The organism is Aeromonas sp. 604176 (assembly GCF_049170755.1).
Lineage (GTDB): Bacteria > Pseudomonadota > Gammaproteobacteria > Enterobacterales > Aeromonadaceae > Aeromonas > Aeromonas veronii_A.
In genome coordinates, this window is record NZ_JAAKNE010000044.1 from 1 (window position 1) to 16,694 (window position 16,694).

General features: G+C 58.3%; 16 protein-coding genes and 1 pseudogene. 5 read left to right on the forward strand and 12 right to left on the reverse strand.

Annotation, left to right across the window (positions count from 1 at the left end; translation table 11 throughout):
* Positions 1-218 precede the first annotated feature (218 nt).
* Genes G5358_RS10010 through argS form a run of 3 tightly spaced genes read right to left on the reverse strand, consistent with a single transcriptional unit; the run spans position 219 to position 3,040 of the window.
* Complete coding sequence (locus G5358_RS10010; RefSeq protein ID WP_216952631.1) at positions 219-413, reverse strand: DUF1737 domain-containing protein; 195 nt, start codon at positions 411-413, stop codon at positions 219-221.
* Positions 414-448: 35 nt separating this feature from the next.
* Positions 449-1,291 carry an SPOR domain-containing protein gene (locus tag G5358_RS10015; RefSeq protein ID WP_266134945.1) on the reverse strand — a complete coding sequence of 281 codons (843 nt, stop codon included), beginning with the start codon at positions 1,289-1,291 and terminating at the stop codon, positions 449-451.
* A gap of 3 nt (positions 1,292-1,294) precedes the next feature.
* Positions 1,295-3,040: an arginine--tRNA ligase gene (gene argS, locus G5358_RS10020; protein ID WP_421324030.1), complete on the reverse strand. Its 1,746-nt coding sequence runs from the start codon at positions 3,038-3,040 to the stop codon at positions 1,295-1,297.
* A gap of 299 nt (positions 3,041-3,339) precedes the next feature.
* On the opposite strand from argS, the gene G5358_RS10025 reads away from it, so the two are divergent.
* From G5358_RS10025 to G5358_RS10035, 3 genes are all read left to right on the forward strand, one after another.
* Positions 3,340-3,906, forward strand: a complete 567-nt coding sequence (locus G5358_RS10025) for an LON peptidase substrate-binding domain-containing protein (protein ID WP_421324031.1) — start codon at positions 3,340-3,342, stop codon at positions 3,904-3,906.
* Between the two features lie 141 nt (positions 3,907-4,047).
* On the forward strand, positions 4,048-4,617 hold the full coding sequence (locus G5358_RS10030; protein ID WP_421324042.1) for a sigma-70 family RNA polymerase sigma factor: 570 nt from the start codon (positions 4,048-4,050) through the stop codon (positions 4,615-4,617).
* Positions 4,610-5,305 (forward strand): ChrR family anti-sigma-E factor, encoded by a 696-nt coding sequence (locus G5358_RS10035; RefSeq protein WP_421324032.1) that lies wholly within the window; start codon positions 4,610-4,612, stop codon positions 5,303-5,305. Before G5358_RS10030 ends, G5358_RS10035 begins: the two co-directional genes overlap by 8 nt.
* A gap of 66 nt (positions 5,306-5,371) precedes the next feature.
* Here G5358_RS10035 and bacA read toward each other — a convergent pair whose 3' ends face one another.
* The 5 genes and pseudogenes from bacA to G5358_RS10060 form a co-directional block, all read right to left on the reverse strand.
* The gene (bacA, locus tag G5358_RS10040; protein ID WP_069527669.1) at positions 5,372-6,187 is read right to left on the reverse strand and encodes an undecaprenyl-diphosphate phosphatase; all 816 of its coding nucleotides are present in this window, start codon (positions 6,185-6,187) and stop codon (positions 5,372-5,374) included.
* A gap of 115 nt (positions 6,188-6,302) precedes the next feature.
* Positions 6,303-6,434: pseudogene (locus tag G5358_RS10045) on the reverse strand (galactose-1-epimerase); the annotation flags it as partial.
* 34 nt (positions 6,435-6,468) lie between these two features.
* Complete coding sequence (locus G5358_RS10050) at positions 6,469-6,792, reverse strand: SemiSWEET transporter (protein ID WP_421172454.1); 324 nt, start codon at positions 6,790-6,792, stop codon at positions 6,469-6,471.
* 261 nt (positions 6,793-7,053) lie between these two features.
* Positions 7,054-8,400 carry an MFS transporter gene (locus G5358_RS10055; protein ID WP_421324033.1) on the reverse strand — a complete coding sequence of 449 codons (1,347 nt, stop codon included), beginning with the start codon at positions 8,398-8,400 and terminating at the stop codon, positions 7,054-7,056.
* Positions 8,401-8,465: 65 nt separating this feature from the next.
* A complete protein-coding gene (locus G5358_RS10060) occupies positions 8,466-9,560 on the reverse strand; it encodes a cellulase family glycosylhydrolase (RefSeq protein WP_139408884.1) in 1,095 nt (364 codons plus the stop codon).
* Positions 9,561-9,851: 291 nt separating this feature from the next.
* On the opposite strand from G5358_RS10060, the gene G5358_RS10065 reads away from it, so the two are divergent.
* Positions 9,852-10,892: a LacI family DNA-binding transcriptional regulator gene (locus tag G5358_RS10065; RefSeq protein ID WP_216949955.1), complete on the forward strand. Its 1,041-nt coding sequence runs from the start codon at positions 9,852-9,854 to the stop codon at positions 10,890-10,892.
* A 305-nt stretch (positions 10,893-11,197) separates the two neighbouring features.
* Here G5358_RS10065 and G5358_RS10070 read toward each other — a convergent pair whose 3' ends face one another.
* From G5358_RS10070 to galE, 4 genes are read right to left on the reverse strand one after another with little or no spacing between them, the layout of a single operon-like run.
* Complete coding sequence (locus G5358_RS10070) at positions 11,198-12,169, reverse strand: galactose-1-epimerase (RefSeq protein WP_227341613.1); 972 nt, start codon at positions 12,167-12,169, stop codon at positions 11,198-11,200.
* Positions 12,166-13,317, reverse strand: a complete 1,152-nt coding sequence (galK, locus tag G5358_RS10075) for a galactokinase (protein ID WP_421324034.1) — start codon at positions 13,315-13,317, stop codon at positions 12,166-12,168. The genes G5358_RS10070 and galK overlap by 4 nt, the downstream gene beginning before the upstream one ends.
* Positions 13,314-14,372, reverse strand: coding sequence for a UDP-glucose--hexose-1-phosphate uridylyltransferase (locus G5358_RS10080; protein ID WP_421324043.1), 1,059 nt, complete (start codon positions 14,370-14,372; stop codon positions 13,314-13,316). Before G5358_RS10080 ends, galK begins: the two co-directional genes overlap by 4 nt.
* 60 nt (positions 14,373-14,432) lie before the next feature.
* On the reverse strand, positions 14,433-15,446 hold the full coding sequence (gene galE / locus G5358_RS10085) for a UDP-glucose 4-epimerase GalE (protein WP_337073693.1): 1,014 nt from the start codon (positions 15,444-15,446) through the stop codon (positions 14,433-14,435).
* A 203-nt stretch (positions 15,447-15,649) separates the two neighbouring features.
* Here galE and G5358_RS10090 point away from each other — a divergent pair, with 203 nt between their 5' ends.
* Entirely contained in the window at positions 15,650-16,657 is a 1,008-nt protein-coding gene (locus G5358_RS10090) for a substrate-binding domain-containing protein (RefSeq protein WP_421324035.1), read from the forward strand.
* Positions 16,658-16,694: the final 37 nt, after the last annotated feature.

The window sequence follows — 16,694 nt, forward strand, 5'->3', positions numbered from 1 at the left end:
CCGTTGCGGCGAACTGAAACTATGGTAGTCACTTTACTTACCTCGCTTGAGCCGAATGACGGCCTGACTGTGCATGGCAAGAAAGATGGGGATGGCAAACGGGCTTTTCAACCCTGCCTTTGGTCGGGATAAACGGGGTAGCAATCAGGGTGGGTGCGAGTGACACCAAAAGAACAGGGCCGGGTGTTGCCACCCGGCCCTGCTGCAAACTGTCCGCATTATGTTGTTTCAGACCAGACTACCGCTTGGCACACGATCACAGTTTGGCCATTGAACGTCGCCGAGGGAGAACCATACAGCGTGTAGCCTTGAGCTAGTGCCTCGCTGACACGAAAACAAAATGTCGCGTCATCAGGCCCAGTAATCAAGCGGTAAACCGGAAGGCCATTTGGTGGCTGTTTCGAATTTGTCATGTTCTGGTTCTCTGCTGGTTCAGCCTGACAGTATGCTAACCCTTCTTGGCAATGCAGCCGCTGATGCCGGAGCTCTGCAGCTTGCCGTTGGCCGCGTCGGCGGCCGCCTTGCCGTTGAAGGGGCCCACCATCACTTTGTAGACGGTACCGTTGGCTGTGTTGACCACCTGCAGGCTGGAAGAGAGACCGGCGGTGAAGGCGATACGTGCCTTTAGCGACTCTGCGGAATCCTGCGAGCGCAGAGCCGCGCACTGCATCATATAGCGACCGCTGTCGGCGGCTGCGGTCTGGGCTGGCGGGTTAGCCGCTTTGGCTTTGGCCGCTTCGGCCCGCTCCCGCTCCAGCTCGGCACGGATCTCCCGCTCCATTCGCTCCCGTTCGGCCTGGCGATCGATCACCTGTTCCCGAGCGCTGGCAACGGGCGCACCGTTGTCAGGCGTGGTCGCCGGATTGGTCTGATAGGGTTTGGACTGGCCGATGGGCGTCCCCGGTTGGGGAATGTCGGTCGGTACCGGTTGCGGCAGCTTTTCCGGCTGCAGGGTCAGAGTATCGGCGGGGGGCGGTGGCAGCACGCCCGGCTGGGGCGGTGGCTCGATAACATCGACCTGCTTGTTCTCAAGCCGTTCGATGTAGCTCCACTTCTCCTGTGGCAACCCGTTGTTCTGTGGTTTTGGCTTGTTGGCCTTTACCTGCTCTTCGATGGTGGGGGCGTCGCTGCCCTTGCCATTGATCATGTAAAGGAAGCCACCAAAGCCTGCCAGCAGTGCCACGACCAGCAGCACTGGAATAACAGGAAAGCGGCGCGGAGCCGCTTTCTTGGTATTGCGGCCACCCGCCCGACGTCGTGGGCGGCTGCCGACATAATCCCGGGTTGCCATCTATTACATGCGCTCCAGGGTATGGATGCCCAGTACGCCGAGGCCCAGTTTCAGCACCTTGGCGGTGGCGGCGCACAGCAGCAGACGGCTCTGACGGGTTGCCTCGTCCACGCCATCCTTGTTGATCGGGCAGGCTTCATAGAAGGTCATGAAGTTGCCGGACAACTCGTACAGGTAGGTACAGAGCAGGTGTGGCATGCCTTTGTCGGCCACGCCGTTGACCGCGTCGGAGAACTGGATCAGCTTCTGGGCCAGCACCTCTTCGGCTTCCTCGTTCAGGGTCACATTGCCGGTAAGGGTAGCGGCATCGACGCCAGCCTTGCGGAAGATGGACTGGATACGGGTGTAGGCATACTGCAGGTAAGGGGCGGTGTTGCCTTCAAAGGAGAGCATCAGATCCCAGTCGAAGATGTAGTCGGTAGTGCGGTTCTTGGAGAGATCCGCATACTTGACCGCGCCCATGGCGATGGCGTTGACCACCTGGGCTTTCTCTTCGGCAGAGAGGTCGCTGTTGCGGCTCTCCAGCAGGGCGGCGGCGCGCTCTTCCGCTTCGTTCAGCAGGTCGACCAGCTTGACGGTGCCACCGGAGCGGGTTTTGTAGGGACGACCATCCTTGCCCAGCATCATGCCAAAGGCGTGGTGCTCGAGCGGCACGGATTCCGGTACATAGCCCGCTTTGCGGGTGATGGTCCAGGCCTGCATCAGGTGCTGGTGCTGACGGGAGTCGATGAAGTACATGACACGGTCGGCGCCCAGGGTCTCGTAACGGTATTTGGCACAGGCGATGTCGGTGGTGGTGTAGAGGAAACCGCCATCGCTCTTCTGGATGATGACGCCCATGGCCTCGCCATCCTTGTTCTTGAACTCGTCCAGGAAGACAACGGTGGCGCCTTCGCTCTCGACCGCCAGCCCCTTGGCTTTCAGGTCGGCAACGATCTCCGGCAGCATGTCGTTGTACATGGACTCGCCCATGATGTCCTTGTTGGTCAGGGAGACATTCAGGCGGTCGTAGTTGCGCTGGTTCTGCTCCATGGTCATGTCGACCAGCTTCTTCCACATGGTACGGCAGTACTCGTCGCCACCCTGCAGTTTCACCACGTAGTTACGGGCGCGCTCGGCGAAGGCTTCGTCTTCGTCGTAGCAACGCTTGGCCTGGGTGTAGAAGGCTTCCAGGTCGCGCAGCTCCATGTCGGAGGCGTTCTCGTTGGCCATCTTCTCCAGATAGGCGATCAGCATGCCGAACTGGGTACCCCAGTCACCGATGTGGTTGGCTCGCACCACCTTGTGGCCGAGGAACTCCAGCGCACGAGCGGCTACGTCACCGAGTACGGTGGAGCGGATGTGGTGCACCGCCATCTCTTTGGCTACGTTGGGGGCGGAGTAGTCCACCACCACGGTTTGTGGCGTGGGCAACCGTACGTTGGCGTTGGCAGAGGTCACCATGGCCTCGACCTGACCGGCCAGCCAGCGCTGGTCGAAGAAGAAGTTGATGAAGCCGGGGCCGGCGATCTCGACCTTGGCGATCAGGTCGGAGGCAGGCAGGTGCTCGATGATGGCCGCCGCCAGCTCACGGGGATTCTTGCGGGCCGGCTTGGCCAGCAGCATGGCCAGGTTGGTGGCCAGGTCACCGTGAGCTTTTTCCTTGCATCGGTCTACTTGCACGCGGGCTTCCAGGTCCGCCGGCAGGACGCCTGCTGACTTGAGATTGGCTACCGTTTGTTCAAGTAGATGATGAATATGCTCTTTCATAACTGACCACCAAGGTTGCGCGTCGAAAAATGACTGATATATAAGGGCGTGAATTTTACCCGCATCGGCTCGAGAAAACTATAGGGATGACCCGTCGCTCGCTGTCGGGCGGATATTTCACTGCGTTTGGCGCCATATTCCAGAATATTGGACGGAAATTATGGTGCTTATCCATTTCTACTGCATATCGAAGCGCCTTGTCCAGGCTATTTCCCCTGATTGTTAAGGGTTTTTCCCGACACTGATCTCCCGCTGGCTGTTGCACGTACCTAGAGTCGTAACCCAGCAAGGAGTTTGTGATGCGACTGGCACTGTTTCCCCTATCAGCCCACCTGCTGCCCGGCGGCATCATGCCGCTGCGGATCTTCGAACCCAGATACCTGCGGATGGTGGCCGAAGCGGGGGAGGCGGGCTTTGCCCTCTGCATGGTGGATCCGCGCCAGCCTGACGCCCTGCGCAACATGCTGCCCATCGCCACCCGGGTCAACGTCATCGACTTCGACCGGCTGCCGGACGGCATGCTCGGGATCACGGTGCAGGGGGTGGAGCGGCTGCAGATAGAGGATCTGTGGCAGGAGCAGGATGGCCTGCGCATCGGTGAGGTAACCTCGCTGCCGGCATGGCCGCCCCGGCGGCTCCATCCCGATCAGCTGCCACTGGTCGAGGCGCTGCGGGAGGTGTTTGCCGACTATCCCGACTATGCCGCCCTCTATCCCGCCCCCCGCTGGGACGATGGCAACTGGGTGGCACAGCGCTGGCTGGAGGTGCTGCCGATCCCCCCCGAGCAGAAGCAGCTGCTGCTGGCCGCCGCCGACAATCAGCCCGCCATCGCCCTGCTCAAAGGAGTGCTGGTGGCCAGTCACTGATTTTTTTCTGAACTGCTGATCTGCCAGCGCCGCAGAGCCGTATCAGTCATTACCACAGCATGTTCGACAGCACACCAAAGGGATGGCGCAATGGCATATACTGGCCAACCACACTCGACCATACGCAGGACTTCGCCCGTGATGGATAACTCGGATGGCGACCTCAAATCTCTGCTGATCAGGGTGGCAGAGCAGGCTGACAAGGCTGCTTTTGCCCGCCTGTTCCAACACTTTGCGCCGCGTATTCGCAGCTACGGCCTGCGCCACCTCGGCAGCGAAGCCAACGCCATGGAGCTGGTGCAGGAGACCATGCTGCTGGTGTGGCAGAAGGCGCGTCTCTACCACCCCGAGAAGGGGGCGCCGACCACCTGGATCTATACCGTGATGCGCAACCAGTGCTTCGACATGCTGCGCCGTCGTCGCGCCAGCAAGGAGGATCTCTGTGCCGAGGAGCTGTGGCCGGTGCTGGAGTTTCAGGCCGAAGAGGAGCACATGAGCGGGGGGGAAGATGCGGTGCTGACCCGTCAGATGGCCCATTATTTGGGCACCCTGCCGGAGCCGCAACAGCAGGTGGTGCGTGGCATCTATCTGCAGGAGTTCTCCCAGCAGGAGTTGGCGGAGCGGCTCGGCGTGCCACTCGGCACCATCAAGTCCCGCCTCCGGCTGGCGTTACAGAAACTGAAAGAGCAAGTGGAGCAAGGCCATGATTAAAGCCCATCCGACCGACCCTATGCTGCGTGCCTTCGCCGCCGACGAGCTGCCTCTGCCGCTGGCGGTGGGGCTCTCCGCCCACTGTGAACTCTGCCCCGATTGTGCTGCCCGACTAAAGACATTCGAAGAGGAGCTGGCGCAGCAATATCTTGCCTCGCCAGTAGAGCCCAAGCTGGACTCCCGCGATGAAGTGGGACTGGACGCCGGATTCGACGCCATGCTGGCGGATATTCTGGCCCAGCCGCTGGCAGAGCCCCTCTCCGAGCCAACACATGACCAGCCCCGAGCCCAGTCCGGAGAGCTGGAGGTAGCCGGTCACGCCTACCGTTTGCCACGGGTGCTGGCCCGCTATCGTTCGCCCAAGTGGCGCCATATCGGGGCCATTCGTCAGCAGAGTCTGCCGCTGGACGAGATGGGTGCCCGCGCCAGCCTGCTCCATATCGAAGCGGGCGGTCGCATCCCCGAGCACACCCATCAGGGCTATGAGCTGACCCTGCTGCTGGCTGGCAATATTCAGGATGGCGATACCCTTTACAAGGTGGGAGATTTCATCTGGCGCGATGCCAGCCACTCCCATAGCCCGCATACGCCAGATGGCTGCCTCTGCTACACGGTGCAGGATGCGCCGGTGCAGTTCACCAAGGGGCTGTCGCGGCTGCTGAATGGCATCAGCCAGCACCTCTACTGAGCACCATGACGCCATAGAAAAAGGGACCAGATTGGTCCCTTTTTTCATTTGATTGCTGGTTGCCGGTCAGGCGACAAACACCAGATAGACGGCGAATGCCACGATAAAGCGGTAGATAGCGAACGGGATAAAGTCGATGCGGCGGATCAATGTCAGGAAGGTCTTGATCGCAAACATCGCTACCACGAAAGCGGTGATAAAGCCCACGGCAAACATCGGGAAGTCGGCCATCGAGAGAAAATCGCGGCTCTTGTAGAGATCAAGCCCGCTGGCCGCCACCATCATGGGCACCGCCATGATGAAGGAGAACTCGGCGGCGGCGTGACGGCTGATCCCCATCAGCATGCCACCACTGATGGTGGCGCCGGAGCGGGAGAAGCCGGGCCACAGGGCCAGACACTGGAACAGACCGATGCCGAACGCCTGCTTGTAGCTGATGTCATCAAGGGTTTCAGCTGTGACGGCCGGGCGGAACTTCTCGGCGATGATGAGCAGGATGCCCCCCGCGACCAGCGCGTACATCACGGTCTGTGGACCAAACAGGTTGGCCTTGATCCAGCTGTGGATGGCCAGACCGACCACGATGGCGGGCAGCATGCCGAGGATGACGTGGATCAGCGACAGGGTGGCGTGATCCCGGGACGGCTTCTGGCCGAAGTGGATGCCAATCAGGCCAAACAGGCGGCGCCAGAAGACGGCGACCACGGCGAGGATGGAGCCAAGCTGGATCACCACTTCGAAAGTGGCAGCCTTGGGCCCTTCAAAGCCCAGCAGATGGCCGACGATAATCATGTGGCCGGTGGAGGAGACGGGGAGGAACTCGGTCAGCCCCTCGACGACGCCCAGAATAAAGGCGACCAGCAGGCTATAGGTGTCAGTCATCGAACAAACAATCCTTAACTTCGTTGATGTAAAAACGCCCCGGGAGGGTCTCGGGGCGGCTTATCTTGCTCGATAGTGACTGCTGAGGCTATGTAAAAATCATGAAACCTTTAAGTCAGTCGCGGATAAAACGGTAGCGGGTCTGGTGGTGATAACGCCCGCCCGGCAGCAGCCAGGGGTTGCCCAGCTCGGGCCGATTGGGGCTGTCCGGCAGCTGTTGCGTCTCAAGACAGAAGCCGTCGTGATCCCCGAGTGCCAGCCCCAGGTTGTATGAATGCTCATCAGTTCCTTTCGTTACGCAGCTTGAGCATCAGGACGGCGCAGGCCAGAGCGAGAGTGATGCTGTTTGCTATGGTGATGGGCATGTCGTTAGTGCGCAGGCCGTAGATCAACCATAGAAGTACGCCACAGCTGAAGACCAGATACATATTGGTTGAGATGGCCCTGGTTTCTTGGGTCTTTATTATGTGTATAACTTGCAAGGCAAAAGATCCTGTGGTCAGAAAGGCTGCACAGAGACCGAGGTTGGCGGTGTCGAGCCAGAAAACCAGAACGCAGAGAGCGATTGGCACAATAACGATATTGTGCCAGAAATAAACCGACAAATTTGAACTCCTCAAAGACCAATGGAGGCAATGGATATTTATTATCGTGTAATATACTTCAGCAAAAGTTTACCCAGTGGCTTTCGATGATTCATGTAACTTATGTTGATTGCTTTTCCTATGCGCAATGCAACGAAAAAATAATTTATCAATCATTGTAGTTTTCATGTTCTTGAATGGAATTTGCCAGTCAAGTTGAATGGATAGAGGCGCTCAATTCGACTGGCGTATATTTTATGGTAAAGCATTCATTTTTTTATGTTAAAGAGACGAAATGGATCGCCATTTATTTAGAGCATGACGTACTTTGGCGTGCTTATCTTCGGTGAAATTGTAGCGGGTCATGATCATCACCCGTAATATGCTACCCAATATCGGCACAAGTGATATACAGATAAATAGTCCGTCCATCGTAGCCTGAGTCTGTGCCGCATTCGATTGATAGCCAAGCCAGATCAGCAGGGTACCGGAAATACCACCTGCGATGGCCCAAGCCAGTTTGCCGGTAAAGGTCTGCCCCGAGAACGCGATGGCAGCGCAACGGCGGCCAGACTTTAGTTCTGCATATTCGATGGTCTCACTCAACATGGCCGAGATAAGTGGATTGGTGATGACGTTGGCCGCATGGATCAAGGCGAGGAAGCCGAACACCATTATCAGATTGTCGTAGCCTGTCGTATAGAAACCGATGCGTAATGCAATCTCCAGCAGAGTGAGTAGCAGGAAGAGATCACGTTTCCTGAGCTTGCTGGTCAATATCGGCATCAGCATACAGGCCATAGAGGTTGCCACACCGATAGAGCCCATCACCGAGAGCAGCCCGACATCACCCATGTTGTAGGTGAAGAAGAAAATGTAGAGCCCGGTGGCCAGATTAAAGAACACGTTACAGAAGAAGGCGCCAAGTACATACGCCAACGGTTTGTTGGAACGCAGGACGCGGAAAGAGTCCCTAATGGTGATCTTGTCATTCGGATTGGGCTTGATGCGCTCTTTCATCTGGCTTGCTCCGAGCACCATCAGCGGCAGGGCGATCAGCATCAGGCAGATGGCACCTTCCATGTAGCCCTTGGTGCTGCTGGTTGCAGCAAACAGTTCGGTGAGCTTCGGGAATATGATGGAAGCACTGCCAATGCCGATATTGACGCCCAACATGGCGACGGTTACGGCCTTGGCTCGCTCCTGTGGCTCTTGGCTCATGACCGATGACATGGTCCAGAAAGGTACATCAGACAAGGTGTATATCATCCCCCACGCGATATAGGTGACTGCTGCATAAGCTACCTTGGTGGTCATGGGTAAATCCATGCCAATGAAGCTGAGAGAGGTGATCCCGGCAATCAAGAAGGGAACGAAAAGCATATATGGCGTGAATTTGCCACGTTTGAAATTAAGAGTGTCCATATAACCAGCGATAATAGGATCGTTGATGGCATCCCATACTCTGGCAATGAGGAAAATAGCCCCAGCTGCAGCGGGCGATATTCCAAGGATATCGGTGTAAAAATAGAGGATAAATGATCCCACCAGGCCGAAACTGAGGCATTGCCCGACGGCATAGCTGAAATATCCCACCAGCTCTCTATTGTGTATCTTTTGATCTGTCATCTGCCAACCTTTCCCAACATGAATGTGTTGTGAGGGGCGCCACTAGGGTGGCGTCCTCTTTTGCGTTATGAACGGGTCAATGTGCGGAGCAGTTCTATTTCACTGGCAGAGTAGGGGGTACCATCCTCCTCCAGCAGGTCGTGAAACCAGACCCTGCGGAAATCGGGGTCGATATTGCGAACGAAAGGCCATGGCAGGTGAGTTTGCGTCTTCCCTTTTACCAGACCCCATTGATAGGCACCTATTTTTAACTCTTTGAAGAGTGGCAGTTGTTGTTCCATCACGCTGCCGACATGCCTGGCCAGCCACTCTGTGCAGAGGAGCGGGCGGCGATATTTGCTGACCACATCCAGAGAGATTTTCAGCCCCTCCATACGCTGATAGGAGTGGAAAGTGATGACATCCGATAGCTCCATAGCGCGCAGGTCGGTCGGATGAGTAAAGGTGTTTTCCGGAGTAAATTCCGAATCCCCCTGACCGATGCTGTAGGGTGCATGCCACGCGCCGACGGTGAGTGGCTGGGAGGGGTTCTCTTCTCGGGCCCAGACAAAAGCCAACTCCATCAGATAGTGGGCATATGTCTCCAGCGACTCATCGAAACGCACCTCGACATCGCCTTCCGAAAAGATGCCCCGGTTGGTCGGCTCATTGTACAGATCCCAGATAAAGATCCGCTCATCCTGTGCAAATGTACGTATCAGGTCGCGAATATAGTGTTCCACTTCGCGCCATTGGGTCGGGTCAATGACGACATTCCGACCGGGACTGGCCGCCGCCTGGCTATTGTGTACATCTTCCCGAGGTGGTTGCTGGCGGCCCAGATAGGGGTGATCGCCGGAGAAGCCACAGTCATCCATCAAGGTCATCATCACGCGGATATTGTGCTTGCTACACAGGCCAAGGAACTGCTCAATGCGCGCGAGCAGGCCATCCCGATCATGCTGCCAGACGATAAAGGGCAGATTGGTTCGCAGGGTGTTGTAGCCCAGTTTGTTGGCCCAACCCAGTTCCTGGTCAATGGTGACTGGGTCGAAGGTTTCTCCCTGCCACATTTCGGTCCAGTTGACCGCTGTGCGGGGGAGATAGTTGAAGCCCAATAGCCAAGGTTGTTTGTTCCACCATTGCCAAGCTCGTTCTGTTGACCACTGTTGTATCGCCATCGGATATCCTTGCAACTAATTATTTAAACTTATAGCAATTAATATTAGCTAATATCTTTAGTTGCAAATCATGAAGGACAGAATTCAGGGATTAGTCACAAAATGAACAAATTTAGGGGGTTAACAGGCATGACTGGCGAGCCATCTGTACTCGGGACGATAACCGAAACCCCTCTATCGTCCTTGCGGGCTGTTGTGCTGCTTGCTCATGTCCGTAATCATGAGTCATGATAAAAGATAAATAATTAATATTATTATCTGGGCGGTACTGCTCAAACTATGGCCATATCAATGAATAGTAAACGCATCACCATGAGCGCCATCGCTGCAGCTGCAGGTGTTTCCCAATCAACGGTTTCACTGGTGCTCAATGGTTCAACCACCATCAAACTGGCGGAGGAAACGCGGCGTAGAGTGCTTGAAAAAGCGGCCGAACTGGGTTACCAGCATAAGCGAGCTGAACATCTACCCAAGGGACCATCTGCTAGAAAAATAGCTTTTGTTTTCAATGGTCTGACTCCATATGACCCTTTTCTGGATGCGATCAATGCCTGCAATGAACGCGCTTGGGAGGCAGATCGCATGCTGGTTACATTCGATTATCGCAACAGCGCGGAGCTCACCAAGTTGATCGAGCAGGAGATCAATCAGGGGGATTATCTGGGGATGATTTTTGCCTCTTCCATGACACGACAACTTGCCGAGATGGAGCTCTCCCCACAGGTGCCTACCGTTTTGCTCAACTGCTACCTGGAGGGCAGTGGCTCGTCCGAAAGTTATTCCATCCTGCCTGCCGATAAGCTGGCGGGTTACAAGGTGACGGCGCACCTGTTGGAGCAAGGCTGCAAACGAGTGGCTCTTATTCAGGGGGAGCCATGGATGGAGGCAAATAGTCTGCGGCTGGAGGGGTATCGTCAGGCGTTGATCAACCACGATTTGATACCGGATCCACAATGGGTGCGCGTGGGCAACTGGTCGCTACATGAGGCTTATGAACAGACTCGGCAACTGCTGGCGCTGCCTCAGCCGCCTGATGGTATCTTCTGTTGCAGTGATTACATGGCTCAGGGTTGTTACCAGGCGATAGCCGAGGCGGGATTGCGCATCCCGGAAGACATTCTGGTGGCGGGCCATGATAACCAGATGCTGGCCTGCGAAATGGAGCCCCCTTTGAGTTCTATCGAACTACCTTACGACGAGATGGGTAAACTGGCGGTGGACACCTTGTTGCAACTGGCCCAAGGAGAGAAGCCCATCGCTTTACTGATGAAGCTGGAAGGGGAGTTGCTGATCCGTGCCTCGACCAAGGGTCAGCCAGTTAACAAAATTTGATCCTCTCTCGAAAACCTGTTGCGTAGTGGTTCCTTATGCCACAGGGCGTGCCGATATGTTCCCGTCATGCCTGCCAAGTTGTGTGGTTGGCGGTAAGAATGTAAAGCACATAATGGGTACTCAATGACTTTACCCGACACGAGCAGGTCAACGTCACTCTGAAAGCCATACCCCCATCAGCACTGCACGCGGTGGCTGATATCGTAATGATGCCAAGCCGTAGCATGCTTCTTTCTTGGTTGTGTTGAATAAGCCGGGCGGGAGAGATGCGACAAAGGGGCGCCTTGACGCGCCCCTTCAGTGGGTCAAGCCATAACCGGAATGAGCCGATAACGGGTTATGTGCTGATAGCGTTCTCCTGGCTCCAACCATGGGTTACCTAATTCTGGACGGTTCGGACTATCTGGCACTTGCTGTGCTTCCAGGCAGAGCCCCTGATAGTTGCCCCAATGTCCCCCCCCGCGTTTTGGGGTGCCAGCCAACCAGTTGCCGGTGTAGAGCTGGACGCCTGGCTGATTGGTGTACATCTCCATACACAGGCTGCCATCCCCTGCCATCAGGGTGGCTTGTGGTGAGGGCGAGGCATCAACAAACAAGAAACAGTGGTCGAATCCCAGACATTTTTTTTGCTGCGCATGTGCCATCCACTGTTCTCCGACCCGCTTGCCATGGCGTAGATCGAATACTCCTTCGACCGGCGCAATACCAAGCGGCAGCGAGTGTTCATCGGTTGGCAGATAGCGGTCTGCATTAATGATGATGTGGTGATCACGCACATCACCACCATCCAGGTTGAAATAGGCATGGCTGGTGAGATTGACCGGGGTCGGAGCATCTGTGGTGGCGCTCAGCTCGATCACCAGATCGGTCTGCTCCAGCCGGTATTCTACGGTGACGTCCAGATTACCAGGGAAACCCTGTTCGCCATCGGCCAGCCGAGTTTGCAGACGGATGCGATCTTCCGCCAGCCCGTCCAGTTGCCACTCCCGGTTGTGCAGAGAGTCACTGCCCCCGTGCAGGCAGGTGGTGCCCTCGTTGGCGTCTAGTTGCCACTCTTGCCCTGCTCGCTCTAGGCGGGCGTTGCCGATGCGATTGGCAAAGCGTCCTACTATCGCCCCTAAATAAGAGCGTTGATTGGGGTAATCCAGCGGATCACAAGACAGCAGCACATTGCGATAGGTGCCATTGATCGGGATCTCGAGGGCGGTGAGCGTAGCCCCGAAATCGAGCACGCTCAACCGCAGGCCGGCTGCATTCTGCAGATGGAACTCTTTCATGCGATGCCCCCTGCACCGGCGCTGGCAGAGCAGACGTAGCAGTCAGCCTTGAGGCCGAAGCGGGTCGGATACTCGGCTTCAACCGCGGCGATCACCTCGGCCACCTTCTCGGGGCGCAGCAGGGCGACCACGCAGCCGCCGAAGCCGCCGCCAGTCATCCGTACGCCGCCTTCGGTGCCGATCCTGGCCTTGATGATCTCCACCAGACCGTCGATGGCGGGCACTGTGATTTCGAAGTCATCGCGCATGGCGGCGTGTGAATCGGCCATCAGCTCGCCGAGACGAACCAGATCCCCTTGTGCCAGCGCATCGGCGGCGGCCAGGGTGCGGGTATTGTCGCCTACCACGTGGCGCGCTCGGCGGTAGCAGACCTCATCCAGTCCTGCCTTGCCTGCTTCGAGAGCCGCCAGATCGAGATCGCGCAGCGCCTTGACCCCGTAGTGGCGGGCGGCCGCTTCGCACTGCTGGCGACGGGTGTTGTATTCGCTGTCTACCAGACCGCGGCGCACATTGGAGTTGACGATCAGCACCGCCAGATCGGTAGGCATGGGAATGAGGCGGGTCTCCAGCGAGCGGCAGTCGAGCAGCAGGGCGTGATCGGTTTTGCCGCTGGCGGATATCATCTGATCCATGATGCCGCAGTTGCAGCCGACGAACTTGTTCTCCGCCTGCTGACCGTTGAGGGCGATCTCCGCTTGGTTGATATCGAGCCCCAGCGCCTCCTTGAAGGCCTGACCGATGGCCACTTCCAGCGAGGCGGAGGAGGAGAGCCCAGCCCCCTGCGGCACATTGCCGGAAACCACCAGATCGAGGCCGCGCAGGGCATAACCGCGCTCCTGCAGATATTTCACCACGCCGCGGATGTAGTCGCTCCAGCGCTGGCTGGGGTGGTGCTCGATGGGCTGGTCGAGGTCGAACTGGTCGCGCTGGTTGTCGTAGTCGGCGGCGATCACCTGTACTTGCCGGTCATCGCGCAGGCCGATGGCAACGCAGGTCTCGTAGTCGATGGCGCAGGGCAGTACGAAGCCGTCGTTGTAGTCGGTATGTTCACCGATGAGGTTGACGCGGCCGGGGGCGCGCACCAGCAGATCGGGCGCTTTGGCAAATTGCTCGGCAAAAACGGTGCTGACGCGTTGGCTCGGGGTCATAGGGCCTCCTCATTGGTTTGATTGGTCTGGTTGTAGTGAATGGGGCTCAGCGCGCGCAGCCGCTCGGCGGCCTGCTCCGGAGTCAGGTCGCGCTGGGTTTCGGCCAGCATCTCGAAGCCGACCATGAATTTGCGTACGGTGGCGGAGCGCAGCAGGGGCGGATAGAAGTGTGCATGCAGCTGCCACGCCTCGGGGCAATCCGATTTGGGCGGCGCAAAGTGCCAGCCCATGGAGTAGGGGAAGCTGCACTCGAACAGGTTGTCGTAGCGGCTGGTGAGCTCCTTGAGCGCCACCGCCAGATCCTGTTGCTGGGCTTGGGTCAGGTTGAGCATGGAGGGGACGTGCGCCTTGGGCAGCAGCAGGGTTTCGAACGGCCAGGCGGCCCAGAAGGGAACTACGGCGAGCCAGTGCTCGGTCTCCACCACAATGCGCGAGCGATCCGCCAGCTCCCGCTCCACATACTCCAGCAGCATGGGACGGCCATGCTCGGCCAGCCAGTCACGCTGGTGCTGCTCTTCGCGGGCGATCTCGTTGGGCAGGAAGTCGCTGCCCCAGATCTGGCCGTGGGGGTGCGGGTTGGAGCAGCCCATGACGGCCCCTTTGTTTTCAAAGACCTGCACCCACTCCCACTGGGCCGACAGCTCGGCGACCTGATCCATCCAGGTGGTGATCGCCCCTTCGATGGCGGGCAGCGGCAGCTCGGGCAGGGTCTTGCCGTGATCCGGCGAGAAGCAGATCACCCGGCTGGTGCCGCGGGCGGCTTCCAGCTTCAACAGGGGATCGCTGGCACTATCGGCGGCCGGGGTATCTTGCATCAGAGCGGCGAAGTCGTTGGTAAAGACGAAGGTGCCCTTGTAGTCGGGGTTGATGTCGCCAGTGACCCGGGTGTTGCCCGCGCAGAGGAAGCAGTCGGGATCGTGGGCCTGTTTGGGGGCCTGACTCACCTTCTCTACCTGTCCCTGCCAGGGGCGTTTGGCCCGGTGGGGGGAGACCAGCACATACTGGCCGGTGAGCGGGTTGAAGCGGCGATGGGGATGATCGACGGGGTTGAACATCATCTCTCCTGAATAAGGTATTGAAAAATAAGGTCGTCTATTAACAGGGAGCAGGCAGGCCTACTCCTCGTAACCGTTCGGGTTGGCGGATTGCCAGCGCCAGCTGTCGGCGCACATGGCGTCTATGTCCCGGGTTGCCTGCCAGCCCAGCTCGCGCTCGGCCTTGGCCGGATCGGCCCAGCAGGCGGCGATGTCGCCCGGGCGGCGCGGTTCGATGCGAAACGGCAGCGGCTTGCCGCAGGCATTGGAGAAGGCGGCGACCAGCTGCAATACGCTCTGGCCCTGGCCTGTGCCCAGGTTGTAGGTGTGCACGCCACCCTTGCCGGCGCAGTGTTGCAGTGCCTTGACGTGCCCCTCGGCGAGATCCATCACATGGATGTAGTCGCGCACGCCGGTGCCATCAACAGTTGGGTAATCGTTTCCAAAGACCGACAGGCAGTCGCGACGGCCGATGGCGACCTGAGTGATATAGGGCATCAGATTGTTGGGAATGCCTTGTGGATCTTCCCCCATAGTGCCCGACTCGTGGGCGCCGACCGGGTTGAAGTAGCGCAGCAGGGTCATGCTCCAGTGCGGCTCGGCCAGCTGCAGATCCTCGAGGATCTCCTCGATGATCAGCTTGGAGCGCCCGTAGGGGTTGGTGGCGCTGCGGGGGAAATCCTCGCGGATCGGCAGACTGGCGGGATCGCCGTAGACGGTAGCCGAGGAGCTGAGCACCAGATTGTGCACCCCGGCCCGTTTCATCGCCTGCAGCAGGGTGAGGGTGCCGCCGAGGTTGTTCTCGTAGTAATCCAGTGGAATGCGGGTCGACTCGCCGACCGCCTTGAGGGCGGCAAAGTGGATTACTGCGTCGATCTGCTGCTCGGCGAAGATCCGGTCCAGCAGGGCGGCATCGCGAATATCCCCTTGATAGAACACGGGTTGCTGGCCGCTGATAGCGGCGACTCGAGTCAACACGCTGCGCTTGCTGTTGCAGAGGTTGTCCACCACGACCGGGGTCATGCCTGCGGCTTGCAGGGCCAGAGAGGTGTGGCTGCCGATATATCCGCAGCCGCCGGTGACCAGAACCTTCATCTTGCTCTCCACTGAAAATGACGCTGCAAGCAGTCTAGCCGAGGGGTTGGCTTGCAAACTGTGAACTTGCTTGCAAAATAGTGTAAACGATTACACTGTTTTTGTGATCGCTTCTCTGGCAGATCGTGCGTTATCCCCTGTTTTCAATGGGGTTGGTCGGTATAATGGTCCATCTGTCGCAGAGTGAAATAAGTGAAAACAGCATGAGTACCATCAAGGATGTCGCCCGTTTGGCCAATGTGTCGGTGGCAACGGTTTCACGGGTGATGAACAACTCCCCCAAGGCCAGCGCCGCGTCTCGTGAAGTGGTGCAGAAGGCCATGGCCGAACTGGGCTACACCCCCAACGCCAACGCGCGGGCACTGGTCAGCCAGACCTGCGACACCATGGGTGTGGTGGTCGGTGACGTGGCCGATCCCTTCTTCGGTGCGCTGGTGAAGGGGGTCTCCGGCATCGCCGTCGAGCAGAACCTCCACCTGCTGATGGGTAACGGTTTTCACAAGGCGCGTCAGGAGCGTGAGGCGATCGAGCTGCTGATCGGCAAGCGCTGCGAGGCGCTGGTGGTGCACAGCAAGGCGCTGAGCGACGAGGAATTGTGCGATTACGCCATGCGGGTGCCCGGTATGGTGCTGATCAACCGCGATATTCCGGCCCTCAGGGGGCGCTGCATCGCCCTCAACAACCGGCTGGGTGCCGCCACGGCGACCCGTCATCTGATCGAGCTGGGTCACCGCTATATCGCCTTTATCAGCTCGGATCACGCCATCGAGGATGCCACCTTGCGTCTGCAAGGTTATCAGGATGGGCTGATGGAAGCTGGTCTGGCAGCCGATCCAGAGCTTATCGAGAGCGGCACGCCGAACGAGGAGGGGGGCGAGCGCGCCATGCTCAATCTGCTGGCCAAGGGGCTCAAGGTGACCGCTGTGGTTGCCTATAACGATGCCATGGCGGCGGGCGCCATCTCCGTGCTGGCGGACAACGGCCTGCGAGTGCCGGAGGAGGTCTCGGTGGTGGGCTTCGATGACATCATCTATGCCAGATATCTGCGCCCCAAGCTCTCCACCATGCGCTATCCCATCGAGCTGATGGCGGCCCAGGCGGCCAAGCTGGCCATTCAGCTGGCGGCGGGGGAGAGTGACGCGACCCAGAGCCGGATCTATACCCCCACCCTGATCAATCGCCACTCGGTGGCACCGGTTCGGGCCGTATAGCCCCCTTTTGCGGCCCTGTTCGGGGCCGTTTATTGCA